The sequence below is a fragment of the Arthrobacter sp. GmRoot5-12 genome (genome assembly GCF_059739365.1).
Window position 1 is genome coordinate 1,015,605 of sequence record NZ_AP046056.1, and the last position, 17,696, is coordinate 1,033,300.

Annotated in this window: 14 protein-coding genes and 1 tRNA gene; 6 read left to right on the plus strand and 9 right to left on the minus strand. The window is 66.6% G+C overall.

All coding sequences use genetic code 11. The features are described 5' to 3' along the window. Positions 1-7 precede the first annotated feature (7 nt). From sucC to AC6JAM_RS04555, 4 genes are all read right to left on the minus strand, one after another. Entirely contained in the window at positions 8-1,177 is a 1,170-nt protein-coding gene (gene sucC / locus AC6JAM_RS04540) for an ADP-forming succinate--CoA ligase subunit beta (RefSeq protein ID WP_018769571.1), read from the minus strand. A 225-nt stretch (positions 1,178-1,402) separates the two neighbouring features. Continuing rightward, positions 1,403-2,119 (minus strand): hypothetical protein, encoded by a 717-nt coding sequence (locus tag AC6JAM_RS04545; protein ID WP_497934158.1) that lies wholly within the window; start codon positions 2,117-2,119, stop codon positions 1,403-1,405. A gap of 20 nt (positions 2,120-2,139) precedes the next feature. Further along, positions 2,140-4,689 (minus strand): DNA helicase PcrA, encoded by a 2,550-nt coding sequence (gene pcrA / locus AC6JAM_RS04550; RefSeq protein WP_497935909.1) that lies wholly within the window; start codon positions 4,687-4,689, stop codon positions 2,140-2,142. Between the two features lie 96 nt (positions 4,690-4,785). Next, a complete protein-coding gene (locus AC6JAM_RS04555; RefSeq protein WP_134165632.1) occupies positions 4,786-5,616 on the minus strand; it encodes an inositol monophosphatase family protein in 831 nt (276 codons plus the stop codon). A 32-nt stretch (positions 5,617-5,648) separates the two neighbouring features. Between AC6JAM_RS04555 and AC6JAM_RS04560 the strand changes: the two genes are divergently transcribed. Then, on the plus strand, positions 5,649-6,275 hold the full coding sequence (locus AC6JAM_RS04560) for a hypothetical protein (RefSeq protein WP_497934159.1): 627 nt from the start codon (positions 5,649-5,651) through the stop codon (positions 6,273-6,275). Here AC6JAM_RS04560 and AC6JAM_RS04565 read toward each other — a convergent pair. Further along, the gene (locus AC6JAM_RS04565; protein WP_134165634.1) at positions 6,272-7,045 is read right to left on the minus strand and encodes a DUF998 domain-containing protein; all 774 of its coding nucleotides are present in this window, start codon (positions 7,043-7,045) and stop codon (positions 6,272-6,274) included. The genes AC6JAM_RS04560 and AC6JAM_RS04565 overlap by 4 nt on opposite strands. Before the next feature lie 83 nt (positions 7,046-7,128). On the opposite strand from AC6JAM_RS04565, the gene AC6JAM_RS04570 reads away from it, so the two are divergent. From AC6JAM_RS04570 to AC6JAM_RS04580, 3 genes are all read left to right on the plus strand, one after another. Next, a tRNA-Arg gene (locus AC6JAM_RS04570) sits at positions 7,129-7,201 on the plus strand. A gap of 1 nt (position 7,202) precedes the next feature. Further along, positions 7,203-7,697: a DUF6314 family protein gene (locus AC6JAM_RS04575; protein ID WP_497934160.1), complete on the plus strand. Its 495-nt coding sequence runs from the start codon at positions 7,203-7,205 to the stop codon at positions 7,695-7,697. Then, positions 7,694-8,131 carry an NUDIX hydrolase gene (locus AC6JAM_RS04580; RefSeq protein ID WP_142068542.1) on the plus strand — a complete coding sequence of 146 codons (438 nt, stop codon included), beginning with the start codon at positions 7,694-7,696 and terminating at the stop codon, positions 8,129-8,131. Before AC6JAM_RS04575 ends, AC6JAM_RS04580 begins: the two co-directional genes overlap by 4 nt. A gap of 10 nt (positions 8,132-8,141) precedes the next feature. Here AC6JAM_RS04580 and AC6JAM_RS04585 read toward each other — a convergent pair whose 3' ends face one another. Both AC6JAM_RS04585 and AC6JAM_RS04590 read right to left on the minus strand, forming a co-directional pair. Beyond that, entirely contained in the window at positions 8,142-10,055 is a 1,914-nt protein-coding gene (locus AC6JAM_RS04585; RefSeq protein WP_018769563.1) for an ABC transporter ATP-binding protein, read from the minus strand. Continuing rightward, positions 10,052-11,719 (minus strand): ABC-F family ATP-binding cassette domain-containing protein, encoded by a 1,668-nt coding sequence (locus AC6JAM_RS04590; protein ID WP_497934162.1) that lies wholly within the window; start codon positions 11,717-11,719, stop codon positions 10,052-10,054. The genes AC6JAM_RS04585 and AC6JAM_RS04590 overlap by 4 nt, the downstream gene beginning before the upstream one ends. A gap of 250 nt (positions 11,720-11,969) precedes the next feature. Between AC6JAM_RS04590 and AC6JAM_RS04595 the strand changes: the two genes are divergently transcribed. Then, on the plus strand, positions 11,970-12,701 hold the full coding sequence (locus AC6JAM_RS04595; protein ID WP_144601281.1) for a hypothetical protein: 732 nt from the start codon (positions 11,970-11,972) through the stop codon (positions 12,699-12,701). After that, entirely contained in the window at positions 12,698-13,435 is a 738-nt protein-coding gene (locus tag AC6JAM_RS04600) for a hypothetical protein (RefSeq protein ID WP_497934163.1), read from the plus strand. The genes AC6JAM_RS04595 and AC6JAM_RS04600 overlap by 4 nt, the downstream gene beginning before the upstream one ends. A 212-nt stretch (positions 13,436-13,647) precedes the next feature. On the opposite strand, the gene AC6JAM_RS04605 is transcribed toward AC6JAM_RS04600, so the two are convergent. Further along, complete coding sequence (locus AC6JAM_RS04605; protein ID WP_497934164.1) at positions 13,648-16,680, minus strand: alpha-mannosidase; 3,033 nt, start codon at positions 16,678-16,680, stop codon at positions 13,648-13,650. 124 nt (positions 16,681-16,804) lie between these two features. Beyond that, a complete protein-coding gene (gene fdhD / locus AC6JAM_RS04610) occupies positions 16,805-17,683 on the minus strand; it encodes a formate dehydrogenase accessory sulfurtransferase FdhD (RefSeq protein WP_495635317.1) in 879 nt (292 codons plus the stop codon). Between the last annotated feature and the right edge of the window lie 13 nt (positions 17,684-17,696).

Here is a 17,696-nt window from a genome sequence, read left to right on the forward strand (position 1 = left end):
CGTCCCTTTACTTAGCTGCGTTGGCGAGCTCGGCGGCCTTGTCGGCGCCCTCGTCCATGGTGGCGGCCAGGGTTACCAGCGGGTGGTTGGCCTCGGTGAGGATGCGGCGGCCTTCCTCGACGTTGTTGCCGTCAAGGCGGACTACCAGCGGCTTGTTGGCGGAGTGGCCCAGCTCGGCCAGCGCGCCAACGATGCCCTTGGCGACGGCGTCGCACGCGGTGATGCCACCGAAGACGTTGACGAACACGGACTTGACCTGCTCGTCACCCAGGATGACGTCCAGGCCTGCGGCCATGACCTCTGCGGAGGCTCCGCCGCCGATGTCCAGGAAGTTGGCGGGCTTGACGTTGCCGTGGTTCTCGCCGGCGTAGGCCACGACGTCGAGGGTGGACATGACCAGGCCGGCGCCGTTGCCGATGATGCCTACTTCGCCGTCGAGCTTGACGTAGTTGAGGTCCTGCGCCTTTGCCTTGGCCTCAAGCGGGTCCGCTGCGTCCTTGTCCTCGAGCTGCGCGTGCTTCGGGTGGCGGAAGTCGGCGTTCTCGTCGAGGGAAACCTTGCCATCGAGGGCCAGGATGTCACCGTTGCCGGTCTTGACCAGCGGGTTGACCTCCACCAGGGTGGCGTCTTCCTTCTTGAAGACGTCCCAGAGCTTCAGGATGACGCCTGCCACCTGGCCGCGGAGTTCCTCGGCGAAGCCTGCAGCTGCGACGATCTCGTCCGCCTTGGCCTGGTCGATGCCCACGGCGGGGTCGATGGCAATCTTGGCCAGCGCTTCGGGGCGTTCGACGGCGAGCTGTTCGATTTCCATGCCGCCCTCAACCGAGCACATGGCCAGGTAGTTGCGGTTGGCCCGGTCCAGCAGGACGGAGAAGTAGTATTCCTCGGCGATGTCCGCACCCTGGGCAATCATCACCTTGTTAACGGTGTGGCCCTTGATGTCCATGCCCAGGATGTTGGTGGCGTGCTCAAACGCTTCGTCGGCGGACTTTGCCACCTTGACGCCGCCGGCCTTGCCGCGGCCGCCTACCTTGACCTGTGCCTTGACAACGGTTACGCCGCCGATCTTCTCGGCGGCTGCCTTTGCTTCTTCTGGGGTGTACGCCACGATGCCGGCAAGCACGGGTACACCGTGCGCCTCGAACATATCGCGCGCCTGGTATTCAAACAGGTCCACGGTTTAGTGTCCTTCTACGTCGAAGTAGTTTCTGTACAGTCGGACACCATCCGAAAAGACGATGACCGGGCTGCGGATTGCACGCACCGGCGGCCTGTCTGGAAACGAGCCACGCGGCGTAATGCTCCATGGGGAACTCTAGTCCTTTGGAGGGACCGGGCCGTCCCAGACTACCTCTTATGTGAGTAAGCACACTATTCTATGGAGCGTAGAAAAACCGCGGATTTACGGGGTTTTTGGGCCCTCTGCCTGCGGGGATGCACTGCTTTTGGCGGGGCCCGGGACCAGTTCGTAACGTTCGGGGGAGATGAAGAATCCGACGCCGGCGGAGACGTTTCCGCATGCCACGCCGCCGTTGTAGGCGGAACAGCGCAGCCCGTTCCGTTCGAGGTTCTGACCGTCCGCAAGCACAGGCAGCTGGGCCAGCGGGCCGGCCTTGGTCCCCTTGGGTCCGTAGGCCGCTTCCATCGACGTGACGCCGGAGCGGCACTCGCCGTAGCGTGCACTGTCCGGGGCCAGCAGGGCCACGCCGCCCAGGTAGCCCAGGTGGGTTCCGGCGCAGTCATCCCTAACGTCCCCGGGTTGGGGAGGCTGATAGGTGGCCAGCTCGCAGTGGGCCACCGGGACAATGGGCAGCTTGTTGTTGGCAGCGTCGCCGTAGCGGTTCTGCTGGTACGGCAGGTTCACGTGGTCCCCGCGCGCGGACGTCAATGAACAGGCGATGGTGCGGTCCGCGGTGATGAAGGAGAGGACGCCGCCACCGCTGGAGTATGTCTTGGCGTCGGCCAAGGGCGCCTTTTCCAGTTGTTCCATGGGCGGCAGCGGGGCCGGTGGAACGTAGGAGGGGTCCTTGGTGGTCACGCTGCATCCCGTGGCGGTGACAGCAATGAGGAGGAGAAGGGCGGCGAGCATCCCCCAGACATTCCGTCGCATGGGCTCCATTATGCCCGGCCGGGGGCGGCTTAGGCGTCGAGCTTGGTCAGCGGCGCGTACCGCAGCAACAGGCGCTTCTCGCCGACGTCGAACTTCACCTTGGCCACGGTCTTGTCCCCCGCTCCTTCAAGCGCCAGGACCGTGCCGTTGCCGAAGCTGGTGTGGTTGACCTTGTCTCCCACGCTGACGGCGATGATTTCCTTTTGCGGCTGCACCCGGTTCTTGGCGATGAACGCCGGAACGTCGGCGTTGAATCCCGCCGAGGAGTCCGCTGCCGCGCCACGGGCAGTGCCGGCGCCCCAGAAGGACCCGCTGTACCGGCCGGACCCGATGGAACCGCCGCCCCAGCCGCCGGCCTGCCTGCTGGTCCCTTCACGCTTCCATTCCAGAAGCTCCGCCGGGATTTCCTCGAGGAACTGGCTGGCGGGGTTGTACTGGCTCTGGCCCCACATGCTGCGCACCTCGGACCGGGTCACGTAGAGCCGCTTGCGGGCACGGGTCAGTCCCACGTACGCCAGGCGTCGTTCCTCGGCCAGTTCCTTGGGGTCGGTGGCGGAGCGCTGGTGCGGGAAGAGGCCGTGCTCCATGCCGGTCAGGAAGACCACGGGGAATTCCAGGCCCTTGGCCGTGTGCAGGGTCATGAGGGTCACCACGCCCAGCCGTTTGGCCTCGGCGACGGCGGCGTCGATGTCCGCGCCGGGAGCATCCGGGATCTGGTCGGCGTCCGCTACCAGGGAGACCTGTTCCAGGAACGCGCCAAGGCTTCCTTCCGGGTTCTCCTGCTCGTACTCGCGAACTACGGCCACGAGTTCAGCCAGGTTCTCCACGCGGGACTCGTCCTGCGGATCGGTGCTGGATCGCAGCGCGGCAAGGTAGCCCGTCTGTTCCAGGACGGCTTCCAGGGCGGCGGCCGCTCCGGATCCGGAGGCAACCTCGGCCAGGTCGTCCAGCATCTTCACGAAGCCCAGGACGGCGTTGACGGACCGGGTGGCCATGCCGGGCGCCTGGTCGGCGCGGCGGGCCGCCTCCATGAACGACGTTCGCTCACGCTGGGCCAGGGCCGCGACGGCGCCTTCGGCGCGGTCGCCGATGCCGCGTTTGGGCTCATTCAATACACGGCGGAGGTTGACGTCGTCATCCGGGTTGACCAGGACGCGCAGGTACGCCAGGGCGTCCTTGATTTCCTTCCGCTCGTAGAAGCGGGTGCCGCCCACCACCTTGTACGGCAGGCCCACGCGCACCAGGACGTCTTCGATGGAGCGGGACTGGGCGTTGGTCCGGTAGAAGATGGCAACATCGCCGGGGCGCAGGTTTTCCTCGTCCTGGAGCCGGTCGATCTCCTTGGCGATGAACTGCGCTTCGTCGTGTTCATTTTCGCCGACGTAGCCGATGATCTTGTGGCCTTCGCCCTCGGCGGTCCACAACCGTTTTTCCGGACGGTTGGGGTTGCGGGAGATGACCGAGTTCGCCGCGCTCAGGATGTTTTGGGTGGAGCGGTAGTTCTGCTCCAGCTTGATGGTGCGGGCCTCCGGGTAGTCCTTTTCGAACTCCACGATGTTCCGGATGTCCGCCCCCCGGAAGGCGTAGATGGACTGGTCCGAGTCACCCACCACGGTGAGTTCCGACGCGCCCGGGCCCTCCCCCACGATTTCCCGCACCAAGGCGTACTGGGCGTGGTTGGTGTCCTGGTATTCGTCCACCAGCACGTGGCGGAACCGGCGGCGGTATGACTCGGCGAGCGCGGGGAAGGCACGGAACATGTAGACGGTCTCGGCGATCAGGTCGTCGAAGTCCATGGCGTTGGCCTGCCGGAGGCGCTGGGTGTAGCCCTTGTAAACGTCCGCGACCGCATGTTCGAAGGGGTCGTTGTAATTGGCTGTCGAGGCAAAGGAATCGGCGTCGATGAGCTCGTTCTTCAACGCCGAGATCTTGTGCTGGATGGCCTTGGGCGCAAACTTTTTGGGGTCCAGGTCCAGGGCCTTGGAGACCTGGGTGACCAGCCGCAGGGAGTCGGCGGAGTCGTAGATGGAGAAATTGGATTTCAGGCCGACGTTGGCCGCTTCCTGCCGCAGGATCCGCACGCAGGAGGAATGGAACGTGGAGATCCACATGATCTTGGCGCGTCCGCCCACCAGCGCCTCAATGCGCTCCCGCATTTCCGCGGCGGCCTTGTTGGTGAAGGTGATGGCCAGGATTTCGCCGTGGTGGGCACGGCCGGTGGCGATCAGGTACGCGATCCTGTTGCTGAGCACCCGGGTCTTTCCGGATCCGGCACCGGCGACGATCAGCAGCGCCGGCCCGGCATGCTTGACCGCTTCCTCCTGCTGGGGGTTCAGCCCCTCCAGCAGCTGGGCAGCGTCCGGGCGGTGGCTGCCTTGGTGCCGGCCGCCGTCGTGCCTGTCCGTGCTGTTCCGGTCCGGGTCGTGCCGGTCCCCGTTGTTCTGCTGCCAGCCGGCCTGGCTGCCCGGCATTCCGCCGGGCCCGGCCGTGGTGGCAACGCCTTCCGGCACCGTCCTGGTGCGGGCGGTGGCGGCAGGAGCGGCCTTGAACGGTCCGTCAGAGTACGGGTCAAACAACATATCCATGGTGCATACAAGTCTAGGCGGTGGGATCGACAACGCCTTCCAGCCTGTGGATTACTGCCGCTGACCCGTGAACCAGTGCCGGCAACCGCCTCAGGCCACCGAGCCTGACTGAAGGGCTGCACGCAACTCCTGAACCGCCGTCGTTCCTCCTGCCAGGAACCACTCCAGCCCGTTGACGCGGACTGTGTCCACGGCGCCCCCCGCCGCCCGGACGATCGCCTTGCCCGGCAGCCAGTCCCATTCCGGGCAGCTGTGCTGGAACCAGCACCCCAGCTGCCCGTCTGCGACACGGCCCAGGTCGCAGGACCCGGATCCCAGCATGCGGAGGGACGCGGCGGAGGTGGCGGCCGCGTGCCAGGGCATGGCGCACATGGGATCCATCAGCCAGGTGGGGTGGATGTAGGTGGCGGCCCCAAGCTCGGCGACGCTGGTGGCGTTGCGTTTGCCGCCGTCGTCGCTGAAACCGGTGAGGAGGCCACCGTTCAGGGTGGCGGGCCGGTCACGGCCGCCGAGCCACAGTTTGTCCTCCTCCGGCTGGAAGACGGCGCCCAGCAGCACATCATCGCGGTCCTTCAGGGCAATGGCGGAACACCAGTAGGTGGATCCGTGCAGGAAGTTGTAGGTGCCGTCCACGGGGTCGATCACCCAGGTACGGCCGCTGGTTCCCTGGACGGAGGCGCCTTCCTCACCCAGGATGCCGTCATCCGGCCGGCAACGTTGGAGCTGCTCCAGCACGTAGGCCTCGGCGGCGTGGTCCGCCGCCGTCACCACGTCCGAGACGGAGGTCTTTTGTTCCGACTGCAGGCCGGCCATGCGCATGAGGAGCGCCAGTTGCCCGGCTTCGCGGACCAGCGCGGCCGCCAGTTCGTAGTCGTCCAGTGCGGGATCAAGAACAGCTGCGCTGTGTCGGCCAGTGGTCATGGCTTCAGTTTATGGGGCGGGATAATGGTGCCATGGCCAAAACCCCTGCCCAGAGGATCAAGAAGCACGGCGACAAAGCGGTTGTGCCGCAGCACCACCTTCCACCTGTGGTGAACCCCACCACGGCGCGGACGCCGCAGAAGGCTCAGGGCAACAGCAACCTGATTGTGGTTGCCGGCGTGGTGGCAAGCCTGTTCCTGTTCTGGTACCTGCACCTGCTGACCCTGGACCAGCTCACCCAGCTCACCAAGGGCCTGGCCATGCCCGATTCGCTGGTGGGCGGGTTCGAGCCCGGCTACATCGGCCGCCTGCAGGCAGCGATGGACGGCGATGCCCTGGGCCAGCTGAACTACGTCCACAAGACCGCGGGGACCCTCTTCCCGCTGATCTTCGGCTTCACGTGGCTGCTGCTCATCGGGACCAATGTGGCACGGAAGGGGCTGCGCTGGGCGTTGTGGGCCTTGCCCATGCTGTTCGTTGTGGTCCGGTTGTGGGGGAACGTGGCCGTAGACGCCATGATGGCCTCGGAAGGTCCCGACGCTGGCCAGGTTGCCCTGGCGTCCGGCCTCACGGTGGCGGGGTGGGTGCTTTTGGTGTTGAGCCTCCTGGCCGGGGCCGCGGCTGTGTTCCTGAACAGCCGGAAACGGAACGAGACCTAGCCGGCAGTTACCCGGGCCGCCGCAGCCGCCGCCCGCTGTTCCTTCCGGTGCCGGTGCACCCGCTGTGCAATGACCAGCCCGGCGGCGGCCATGCCCACTGTCACGGGGTACCCCATGAGCCGTTCCAGCGTCCCGGGCTCGGGAACCATCATGCGGGTAAGCCCGCCGGTTGCCACCGCGGCCAGTGACACGCCGCCGCAGGCCACCAGGAACCACGCCATCCCGGTCTTCCGGAGCCACAGGAGTCCCAGGACCAGGAGGGCCGCACCACCCGTCACGAAGTACGTGACGGCGCCGGCATAATGCCAGGGTGAGCCGGCGTCCTCCGGGACCAGTCCCACAACCACCGTTCCTGCCCCGGCGGCTCCGGTGAGCAGGCGGACCGCGGCGGCCGCGAGCCAGGGCCCCCTGCGGCTCCAGCCGACCCGGGTCCCGGGGCGGGCGGCCACGCGCAGCAGCCCGGATGTCAGCATCACCGCCCCCACCAGCAGGCCAAGGCCCTGGACCACGAACGAGGCATTCATCAGCCAGTTCAGGGGTGAGCAGACGTCCCGGCCTGAGAACGTCCCGCAGTGGAGGGCACCGAGGTCACTGATGTATCCGGTCCGCAGGTCGTATGGACGGGGTCCGGCCCACGCCATGGCCACGGCTGCCTCCGCGGCGAAATACTGCAGCACGCTCAGGATTGCCCAGGCACCGATGTACTGCCGGGTGGACGCAACGTTCGGAATGAAGGCGGCGGCGGGAGCGGCAGTGGGGGCTGGACTCATGCCATGAGCGTAGTACGGCCCGGCACCTTGTATGCTTGTAACCGTGTCCGGACGGACCGGCCCCGCCGAACCACCGGATGCCCGCCCTCGTAGCTCAGTGGATAGAGCACGGCTCTCCTAAAGCCGGTGTCGTTGGTTCGATTCCAATCGAGGGCACTTGAACTCCCGTTTCCCGGAGCCCAGCCTCCGCGCCTACCTCCTGGGCAACCAGCCGGCCGGCGCCACAAGCCACAACACCCACCCGGGCCGCTGGCTGGTGGAGCGCGACCTGCTGGACAGGTCGGAGGGCACCCGCGGAACCTTTACCGGCGTCGTCCTTTTCATCCCCACGGACGACGACGGCCTGGCCTTCCGTGAGGAAGGCACCATGCGCTGGCCTGCTTTTTCCGGCCCCGCCTCACGCGAGTACCTGCTGCGGACCACCGGGCGCCCTGACGCGCTGGACTTCTTCTTCCCCGATGGCCGCCCCTTCCACCGGATGAGCTTCACGCCGGAAGCCAACCTGGACAGCCACTGGTGTGATCCCGATACCTACCGGGTGACCTACACCTTGGAGGACCCTGACCACTTCAGCTACAGCTGGGATGTCACCGGTCCGCGCAAGGACCTGCTGCTGACTTCACACCTGGTGCGGACGCAGGCACCGGCATGAAACACCGCATCGTGGTTTCCGCCGTCTGCGTGTTCGACCACACCGGCCGCCTGCTGACCGTGCGGAAGCGCGGCACCACCATGTTCATGCACCCGGGCGGCAAGCCGGAACCGGGCGAGACAGCTGTGCAGGCCGCAGCCCGGGAGCTTGAGGAAGAAGTGGGCATCACCATCGACCCGCGCGAACTGGTGTTGATGGGCGTGTGGATCGCCGACGCAGCCAACGAGGCCGCCACTGACATTGAAGCCACCGTCTTTACCGCTCCGGGCACCTGGTCAGCACACCCTTCAGCTGAGATTGCCGAGATCCGCTGGCTGGACCTGGACGTCCTGGCTTCCGGCGCCGGACAGGCCCGGGACCTGGCGCCACTGCTGACGGACCACATCCTGCCCCTGCTCGCCGCCCGGGCAGTCCCGGGAGCCGCGCAGGCTTAACTGATCAACCCTAAAACTCGGGGACGGACTCCTGGGCCACGGCGGTGGCCTCCGCGAACTGCGTCCGGTAGAGCTCGGCGTAGCGGCCGCCGGCGGCCAGGAGCTCCGTGTGGGTTCCGCGTTCCACAATTTGGCCGCCCTCGACCACCAGGATGGCGTCGGCCGCGCGGACGGTGGACAGCCGGTGGGCAATCACGACGGCGGTCCGCCCCTCGAGTGCGGCGCCCAGGGCTGCCTGCACGGCGGCTTCATTCGTGGAGTCCAGGGCAGCGGTGGCCTCGTCGAGGATGACGACGCGGGGCTGCGCGATCAGGAGCCGGGCAATGGTCAGCCGCTGGCGTTCGCCGCCGGAAAGCCGGTAGCCGCGCTCCCCCACCACCGTTTCCAGCCCGTCCGGCAGGGACCTGATCATCGTCTCCAGCCGTGCCTGCCGCAGCACGTCCCACATGTCCTCTTCGGTTGCGTCGGGCTTGGCCAGCCGAAGGTTGGACGCGATGGTTTCATGGAACAGGTGGCCGTCCTGGGTCACCATGCCCAGGGTGTCCCGCAGCGAATCGAAGGTGGCGTCCCGCACGTCCAGCCCGGTGCCCCGCGCAGTGCCGCCGAGACGCACTGCGCCGGAGTCGACGTCGTACAACCGCGACAGCAGCTGGGCGATAGTGGACTTGCCGGCGCCGGAGGAACCCACCAGCGCCACCGTCTGGCCCGGTTCCACCCGGAAGCTCACGCCGTGCAGCACTTCCTCGCCGCCGCGGGTGTCCAGGGTGGAGACTTCCTCCAGCGAGGCCAGCGAGACCTTGTCCGCGGACGGGTAGGCGAAGCGGACGTTGTCGAATTCGACGGACACGGGGCCGGCAGGAACGGGCTTCGCGTCCGGCTTCTGCTGGATCAGCGGCTGCAGGTCCAGGATCTCGAAGACGCGTTCAAAGCTGACCAGGGCGCTCATGACTTCCACCCGGGCGTTGGACAGGGCCGTGAGCGGAGCGTAGAGCCGGGTCAGCAGCAGTGCCAGCACCACCACATCCCCGGGTGCCAGCTGGCCGCCCAGGGCAAGCCAGCCGCCCAGGCCATACACCAGTGCCAGGGCAAGCGCGGACACCAGGGTCAGGGCCGTGACAAAGGTGAACTGCAGCATCGCCATGCGGACGCCGATGTCCCGGACGCGGCCCGCGCGGGCGGCGAATTCGCGTGATTCCTCGTCAGGACGCCCGAACAACTTGACCAGGGTTGCGCCCGGCGCCGAGAACCGCTCGGTCATTTGGGTGCCCATGGCGGCGTTGTGCGCGGCAGCTTCCCGGCGCAGGTCAGCCAGCTTGGAGCCCATGCGCCGGGCCGGAATCAGGAAGATCGGCAGCAGCACCATGGCAAGGACGGTCACCAGCCACGACGTATTGAGCATCACGGCCAGCGTCAGGGCCAGCGCCACCGAGTTGCTCACCACCCCGGAAAGGGTTCCGGCGAAGGCGGACTGGGCGCCGATGACATCGTTGTTGAGGCGGCTGACCAGCGCGCCCGTGCGGGTCCGCGTGAAGAAGGCAATGGGCATCCGCTGCACGTGGTCGAACACCCGCGTGCGCAGGTCCACGATGACGCCCTCGCCAATGGTCGAGGACAGCCAGCGGGTCAAGAGCCCCACCCCGGCCTCACCGACGGCCACGATGGCGATCAGCACTGCCAGCCAGATGACCGTGTCAACGCCGGTCTTGGCGATGATGGCGTCAACCACCTTGCCGGCAAGCACCGGGGTGGCGACGGCCAGGAAGGCAGCCGCAATGGAGGAGAGCACAAAGGCGATGAGCTTCCCCTTGTGGGGGGCGGCAAAGGCCAGCACCCGCTTCAGGGTCTCTTTGGAAAACGGCTTCGAAGCGCTCTTAGCGGTGCTGATGTTGTAGAGCGAACTCCAGGCTACGCGGTCCATGCTCATGGGTGTTTCTCCTGGGTTGCAGTGTGGTGGAGTTCCTGGACCGTGCCGTTTTCCAGGTGCCACCGGTAGTCGAGTCGAACGTTTTCCAGCAGCCGGCGGTCGTGGGTGACCAGCAGCAGCGCTCCGTCGTAGCTTTCAAGGGCCTCTTCCAGCTGTTCAATGGCCGGCAGGTCGAGGTGGTTGGTGGGTTCGTCCAGCACCAGCAGGTTCACGCCGCGGGCCTGGAGCAGCGCGAGGGCAGCCCGCGTCCGCTCACCCGGTGACAGGGAATCCACGGTCCTCGACGTGTGGTCCGCCTTGAGGCCGAACTTGGCCAGGAGCGTGCGGACGTCGGCACTGTTCCAGTCCGCCAGCACCGCTTCGACAGCGTCGCCCAGCGGCAGGGCGCCGTCCAGCAGCCCGCGGGCCTGGTCTATTTCGCCGACGGCGACGGAGGCACCCATGGAGGCATCGCCGTCGTCCGGCGCCTGGGTGCCCAGCAGCAGGCGCAGGAGGGTGGATTTGCCGGCGCCGTTGGGGCCGGTGATGCCCACGCGCTCGCCGCCGTTGAGCTGGAGGCTGACCGGTCCCAGCGTGAAGTCGCCCTGGCGTGCCACGGCCTTGCGCAAGGTGGCGACGACGGCGCTGGAGCGCGGTGCCTGGCCGATGCTGAACTGGAGCTGCCATTCCTTCCGGGGCTCCTCCACCGCGTCCAGACGGGCGATCCGGGATTCCATCTGCCGGACCTTCTGGGCCTGCTTTTCTGAGGATTCAGTACTGGCGGCGCGCCGGATCTTGTCGTTGTCGGGGTTCTTTTTCATGGCATTGCGAACGCCCTGCGAACTCCACTCCCGCTGCGTCCGTGCCCGCGAGACCAGGTCTGCCTTGGTGGCGGCAAACTCCTCGTACTTCTCGCGGGCGTGCCGCCGCATCACCGCGCGCTCCTCGAGGAAGGCGTCGTAGCCGCCGTCGTAGACAGCCACACTGTTCTGTGCCAGGTCAAGTTCGACGACGCGGGTCACGCAGCGCGCCAGGAACTCGCGGTCATGGCTGACCAGCACCACGCCGCCGCGCAGCCCCGTTACGAAGTCCTCCAAGGTGGCCAGCCCCGCGAGGTCGAGGTCGTTGGTGGGCTCGTCCAGGAGCACCACATCGAAGCGGCTCAGCAGGAGGGCCGCCAGGGCCACCCGGGCGGCCTGGCCGCCCGAAAGACCCGTCATCAGCGCATCGGCGCCGGCGTCCAGCCCGAGGTCTGCCAGCACCGCCGGGACACGGTCGTCCAGGTCAGCGGCGCCGGAGGCCATCCAGCGGTCAAAGGCACGGGCGTAGGCGTCATCCGCCCCCGGAGCGCCGGAACCGAGTGCTTCCGCGGTGGACTCCATGTCGGCGGTCGCTTCCGCGCAGCCGGTCCGGCGGGCAATGTAGGCCGCCACTGTTTCGCCGGCAATGCGCTCGTGCTCCTGTGGCAGCCATCCAACGAAGGCATCGGACGGCGCAAGGTTGACCGAGCCCTGCTGGGGCTGGTCGACACCGGCCAGGAGGCGCAGCAGCGTCGATTTACCGGCACCGTTGGCACCCACCACGCCCACCACGTCGCCGGGGGCAACCGTCAGCGAGAGCCCGGAAAAGAGCACCCGGTGGCCGTGGCCACCGGAGATGTCCTTTGCAACAAGGGTTGCAGTCATCGAATCGTCCTTTCGCCGCTGCCCGGACAGCCGCCGACGGCCGGCAGAGGCGGCGAAAACCGGGCCGCGGCGCCGCTGGGGCTGCAGGACATAGAAGAACCCGCTGGTCCGGACTTGGGGGGTGTACGGACCAGCGGGCTCGACCATCAACTATAGGCGAAGGTGGACCATGGGCAAAATCGGCGGCACGGCCGGGGCGGGGACGGCACGGTAAAATCGTCCTCACCACCCGTTCTGCAGAGAGCACTCCATGACCCTTCCTGCCAAGGCGTTCCAGCGCTGGCTGCAAGGCATCGCGCCAGATGCCAGCACTGCAGACGTCTGCAGGGTCTCCGGAATCAAGCGGACCACGCTGGCCCAGCAGCTGGTCCGGGGCAAAGTCTCCGTGAGCACGGTGGTCAGCATCAGCCGCGCGTACAACATCAACCCCGTCGACGCACTGTCTGGGTTTGACGCCTACAGCGCCCTGGGAAGCCCGCCGCGTCCACCCACCCGCAGCGAGCTGGTCAGCCAGATTTCCACGCCGGACCTCCTGCGGGCGCTCCTGGCCCGCCCCGCAATGGACGCGGCCCGGGGAGCAGCCTCTCCCGCCCTCACTCCTGCCCCGCACGCCACCTCCGTGAAGAACTGGGTCGATGCCGTAGACGACGGCGAGGTCCGGCACCGCGTGTCCGCCTCCACGGGAGTGGCGCCGCAAAACTATTCCGCCCAGTTGACCGCCAACCGGCTGTCCCCGGAGCTCGCCTTAGCGACGGCATTGGCGGCCGGAGTGGGACCCGCCGGCGGACTGGTGGCCACGGGAATCATTACGGAGGAGGAGGCCGGCTGGCCTCCCGGTGCCCGGCAGGCGGCGCTGGACAGCCTCACCGACGGAGAACTCACAGCCCTTGCTGGAGACCGGCTTCAGGCAATGGGCAAAGTACTGCGCCGCCAGGAGCAGGACCAAGCGCAGACAGAAAAGATTTGGGAGAACCTGGGATGATCGAAACCCTTCAATGGAGCACGCTGGCCATTTGCGCCCTTATTGCGGTGGCCCGCGTCCCCAGCACACTCAGAGGAGAAAACCGCTCCCTTTTCGGCATCTTTGCCTTGATGACCTTGGCCATCCTGTTGAGCATCCAGGGGCCGTACATCGTCATCGACCAGGCGCTGGGCGGGATCAACCTGGCAAACCTGTTGCTGCGCTTCGTCATTTTCGGCGCCATCTTCTTCATGGGTATCCGCATTTCCAGGGGCTTCGGTGCCGGCAGTGCCTACCGTCTCATAACCGGAAGGGCCGGCATCATCGTCCTGCTCGCTGTCTCGGCTGTCGTGATTTCACTGTTCTTCTCCATGGACACCGCCGGGTCATCGGCAGGACTAAGCGCCATCTCGGGTAAGGATGCGCGTCATTTCGCGCTGGTTGAGTACTACGGTGCGGCTGGACGCGCCTATCCCGCCTTCGTCGCCCTGGTCCTCGTGCCGGCCATGGTGCGGGCAGTGCGGGAACGGCTGCCGGTCCTGGTACGCATCGCCGCTGCGTTACTGGCCCTGGGCGGAGTGGCGGTGGCCCTTACGCTGCTCTTCCCTCTTATCCCGCCCAGCCTCGGCCAGATAGAATTCATCATCAACTACACGGCCGTGCTGTGCTTCGTCGTTGGGCTGGCCCTGATCTGGGCCTCGAGGGTGGTTAACCGGCGGACTGCGGCACGCCGGAGGACATCTACCGAAATGTGACCTTCGTGAGCTTTCACAAAATCATTAGAATGTGAAACAATCATGAATGTGTGAAGGCGGGGCTGCCAAGCGTTTTCGAACGGGGATAAATTCCAAAGCGCAGGCCGCCCCGGGGGCCTTTGCACGCATTGGGGGGATGAGTGGTGGCGGATCGTTGGGGACCGCCCCCACTCAGCCTATTTAAGGACCCTGGCCCCCAAGGGACACTGATCCTATTTCCTGGCAAACCTCAATGTCACCAACTGGAACGGCCGGAGCGCGAGCTCGGCACCGGTATCTGCCGGAACAATTCCGGGCGCCTCGGCGGCACGCTCCAGGAGATCCGTCGACACCACGCCATTGACAGGGAAGTTGGCTGTGAGAGTTCCCACGGACCGCTGCCCCAACGATTCATAGAGCCGGACCACCACATCGCCCGACCCGTCCTGGGCCAGCTTCACCGCTTCAATGACCAGGGCCGGATTGCTGACGGAGAAGAGCGGCTCCACCGCGGTGCCGCCGCTGACCAGCCGGGGCGCCAGGTTGGTGCGGTACCCTTCCTGGACGGCGGCCGCAATGTCAGCACCTGGGCGGACGGTCACCGTCAACTCCTGGTGTCCGCGGTCGGCGTCGGGGTCGGGGAACTTAGGAGCCCGCAGCAGGGACAGGCGCACCGTAGTGGTGGTTCCGCCGTCGGATTCCCTGATGCTCCTGCCCACGTCGTGGCCGTACGTGGAGGAGTTGGCCACCGCCACCCCGTAACCGGGCTCCCCCACGTGGATCCACCGGTGGGCACAGATTTCGAACTTCGCGGCTTCCCAGGAGGTGTTGGTGTGGGTGGGCCTGAAGACGTGGCCGAACTGTGTTTCGGCAGCTGACCGGTCTGCCCGCACGTCGAGGGCAAAGCCGAGTTTCAGCAGCTTTTCGCGCTCCTGCCAGTCCACGGCCGTGGTGATTTCCAGTGACGGGCTGCCGGGGGCCAATGTGATGCGCTGGGTCAGCGGCGAGCTCCCTGCCAGCCGTTCCACCACCACCACGGCGCTGCCGTCTGCATTGGCCAGCCGGACCGACTCCGCGTGGACCAGCGGAGTGACATTGCGGCGGTAGAACTCGTCGATGTCCCAGGCGTCCCATTCGTTGGGGGTGTCGCGGTGCAGTTCCAGCAGGTTGCCGCGCTGGCCAGGGGCGATGGCCTCTCGTCCGGTGGCGTAGTCACGCAGGGACGCGAGGAGTCCATCGGCGTCCACCTCGACCCGGATAATCCCGTTGTCCAGGATGTAGCCGCCGTGGTGTGGCGTGGCGAGCACCGGCCCAGGGAGCGGCGTTGGTTCCGCTGCCGCAAGGGCGGGCACTCCATTCCTTGCGTGCGGCGCAGCGTTAAGCAGGAACTGCCGGTCCCCGGAGCCCAGCATGGCGGCAGCTGCCTGGCTGATGATTGCTTCAAGCGCCTTTTCGATGGCCTGGTAGTTACGCTCGGCGTCCTGGTGGACCCAGGCAATGGAGCTGCCGGGAAGGATGTCGTGGAACTGCTGCAGCAGTACCAGTTGCCAGAGCCGCTTGAGCTCGGCATCCGGATAGTCGTATGCGCCGGCCGACCGGATTGCAGCCGTGGAACACCACAGTTCCGCTTCACGCAGCAGGTGCTCGCTGCGCCGGTTGCCCTTCTTGGTCCGCGCCTGGCTGGTGTACGTGCCGCGGTGCAACTCCAGGTACATTTCGCCCACCCAGACAGGCAGTGCCGGGTAGTCTTCCTCGGCCTGCCGGAAGAAACTCTCCGCAGAGCCGATCCTGACCCTGGGCGATCCCTCCAGATTCGCGGTGCGGGCAGCCGCCGCAAGCATTTCGCGGGTGGGTCCGCCGCCGCCGTCGCCATAGCCGAAAGGCACCAACGACACCGTTCCGCGGCCGTGGTCCCGGTAGTTGCGCTCGGCGTGGGCAAGGTCCCTGCCGCTGAGGTCCGAGTTGTAGCTGTCCACTGGCGGAAAGTGGGTGAACAGCCGGGTGCCGTCGATTCCCTCCCAATTAAAGGTGTGGTGCGGCATCCTGTTTGTCTGGTTCCAGGAGATCTTTTGGGTAAGGAACCAGCGGCTGCCCGCGGCTTTCACGATCTGGGGCAGGGCGGCACTGTATCCAAACGAGTCCGGGAGCCACGCCTCCCTGCACTCAATGCCGAACTCCGCCAGGAAGAAGCCCTTGCCCTCCACGAACTGCCGCGCCATGGCTTCGCCGCCGGGCATGTTGGTATCCGATTCCACCCACATGCCGCCGACGGGCACGAACTGGCCTGCCCGGACCTTTTCCCGGATCCGGCTGTACAGCTCCGGGTACAGCTCCTTGATCCATGCCAGCTGCTGCGCGGACGAACAGGAGAAGACAAAATTCGGGTCTTCATCCATCAGTGCCACCACGTTGGAGAACGTCCGGGCGCATTTGCGGATGGTTTCACGGACCGGCCAGAGCCAGGCCGAGTCGATGTGGGCATGGCCCGTGGCAACCAGTTGATGCGCGGATGCGTAGGCGGGGCGGGCAAGGACTTCGGCGAGCTCCTGCCGTCCTGCCGGCGCGGTCCCGGCAACATCGTCAGGGTCCATCACGTCCATCATGCGTTCGAAGGCCCGGAGGATCTCATGGCGGCGGGGAAGCTCCAGGGGGAGTTGTTCCATGAGGCCGGCCAGCGTCCACACGTCCTGCTGGAGTTCCCACACGCACTGGTTGAGTTCAGCGATGGCGATGTTGCCCAGCCGGTACTGGGGTGCTCCCCCGGCGGTCGCCTTGTCTCCCAGCGGGGTGGCGGCAAAGGTCCAGCCTTGCGCCATGTCCGGGTTCGCGGCCGCCTCCACGTAGAAGTCCACGGCCATGCCGCCGCCCAGCAGCTTCAGGGGAATGTACTGGTTGCGGGGTGAGATGGCCTTGATGATGGTCCCGTCAGGCCGCCAGGCGATGCCCTCGCACTGAAACCCGGGCGCTTCGGTGGTGAACCCAAGATCCACCACCACCTCCACGGTGGTTTCCGGGCCGCCGCCCCAGGATTCCGGCACCTCCCCTTGCAGCCGGAGCCAGGTGGTCCCCCACGGCCGGCCCCAGGCGGAGCCGTGCTCCTGCGGCTGGAACTCCTGCCGCATCGCTTCGAGCGCGGGGACCGGTTCACCGGGGGCCTCCCAACTGCTCAGGGCAAGCGGGACCGTCCGGCTGTAGACGGCAGGGGCGATGCGCTCGCGCACAAACCTGGCCAAGCGGACTTCCGTGATCCTGCGGTCGTCATGCAAAATAAGTCCTCTTTAGGCTCGGGGCTGGATCATCGCGTCCATTCGATGGACAAATCTACCCTCCGGCAGCATTGCATCCAACCCCCTGCCCGGGGCAGGCACGTCCCAGCCTTGCATTGACCCCCTAGCCACTGGGCACGGCTGGTGCAGGGCGCAGGATCCGCGAGACCCCGGCGTAGACGTTAAAACTGGTGTGCCGGCTGAAACCCGCCAGCGTCAAGCCGTTCGCCTCGGCCAGTTCCACGGCAAGACTGGAAGGGGCACTCACGGCAGCCAGGACGGGAATGCCCGCAAGGGATGCTTTCTGGACCAGCTCGAAGGACGCCCTGCCAGATACTTGGAGGACGGTTCCGGTAAGAGGCAGGAGGCCCTCGCGCAGTGCCCAGCCCACCACCTTGTCCACGGCATTGTGGCGTCCCACGTCCTCACGCAGGCACAGGAGCTGCGGCTCGCCGTCGTCATCGATCCTGAACAGGCCTGCCGCGTGCACGCCGCCGGTGTCCTCGAAGACACGCTGGGACTTCCGCAGCATCCCCGGCAGGGCGGCCAGGACTTCCGCGTCCACAGTCAACGGGTCCGTCCGGGGGCTGAAGTGGGAGGACTTTTGGACAGCTTCGATGGAGTCCGTTCCACAGATGCCGCAGGAGCTGGACGTGTAGACGTTGCGGCCGGTGTCGGGAACTGGCACATCCGGCCGCAGCTGGGCCTCCACCACGTTGAATGTCTGGACACCGTTCTCGTCCTCGCCGGCACAGAATCGCAGCGAAACCAGCTGTTCGGGGGCCCATATGACCCCCTCGGACACCAGGAATCCAGCCACCAGGTCAAAGTCGTCCCCCGGGGTTCGCATGGTGACCGAATAGGAAAGCTTTCCCAGCCGGATCTCCAGCGGTTCCTCGACGGCGAGGACGTCTTCGCGGTGGCGGACCGGGTACTCCAGGGCTCCCGGCGAACCGTCCAGGACATACTTGTGCACCTTGCGGCGCTGGGTTACGCGTCCCATGTTCCACCCTGCT

Coding starts and splice junctions, on each gene's coding strand:
- AC6JAM_RS04545 (WP_497934158.1), bottom strand. CDS start 2,119: ATGGAGCCCATGCGACGGAATGTCTGGGGGATGCTCGCCGCCCTTCTC.
- pcrA (WP_497935909.1), bottom strand. CDS start 4,689: ATGTTGTTTGACCCGTACTCTGACGGACCGTTCAAGGCCGCTCCTGCC.
- AC6JAM_RS04555 (WP_134165632.1), bottom strand. CDS start 5,616: ATGACCACTGGCCGACACAGCGCAGCTGTTCTTGATCCCGCACTGGAC.
- AC6JAM_RS04560 (WP_497934159.1), top strand. CDS start 5,649: ATGGCCAAAACCCCTGCCCAGAGGATCAAGAAGCACGGCGACAAAGCG.
- AC6JAM_RS04565 (WP_134165634.1), bottom strand. CDS start 7,045: ATGAGTCCAGCCCCCACTGCCGCTCCCGCCGCCGCCTTCATTCCGAAC.
- AC6JAM_RS04580 (WP_142068542.1), top strand. CDS start 7,694: ATGAAACACCGCATCGTGGTTTCCGCCGTCTGCGTGTTCGACCACACC.
- AC6JAM_RS04585 (WP_018769563.1), bottom strand. CDS start 10,055: ATGAGCATGGACCGCGTAGCCTGGAGTTCGCTCTACAACATCAGCACC.
- AC6JAM_RS04590 (WP_497934162.1), bottom strand. CDS start 11,719: ATGACTGCAACCCTTGTTGCAAAGGACATCTCCGGTGGCCACGGCCAC.
- AC6JAM_RS04595 (WP_144601281.1), top strand. CDS start 11,970: ATGACCCTTCCTGCCAAGGCGTTCCAGCGCTGGCTGCAAGGCATCGCG.
- AC6JAM_RS04600 (WP_497934163.1), top strand. CDS start 12,698: ATGATCGAAACCCTTCAATGGAGCACGCTGGCCATTTGCGCCCTTATT.
- fdhD (WP_495635317.1), bottom strand. CDS start 17,683: ATGGGACGCGTAACCCAGCGCCGCAAGGTGCACAAGTATGTCCTGGAC.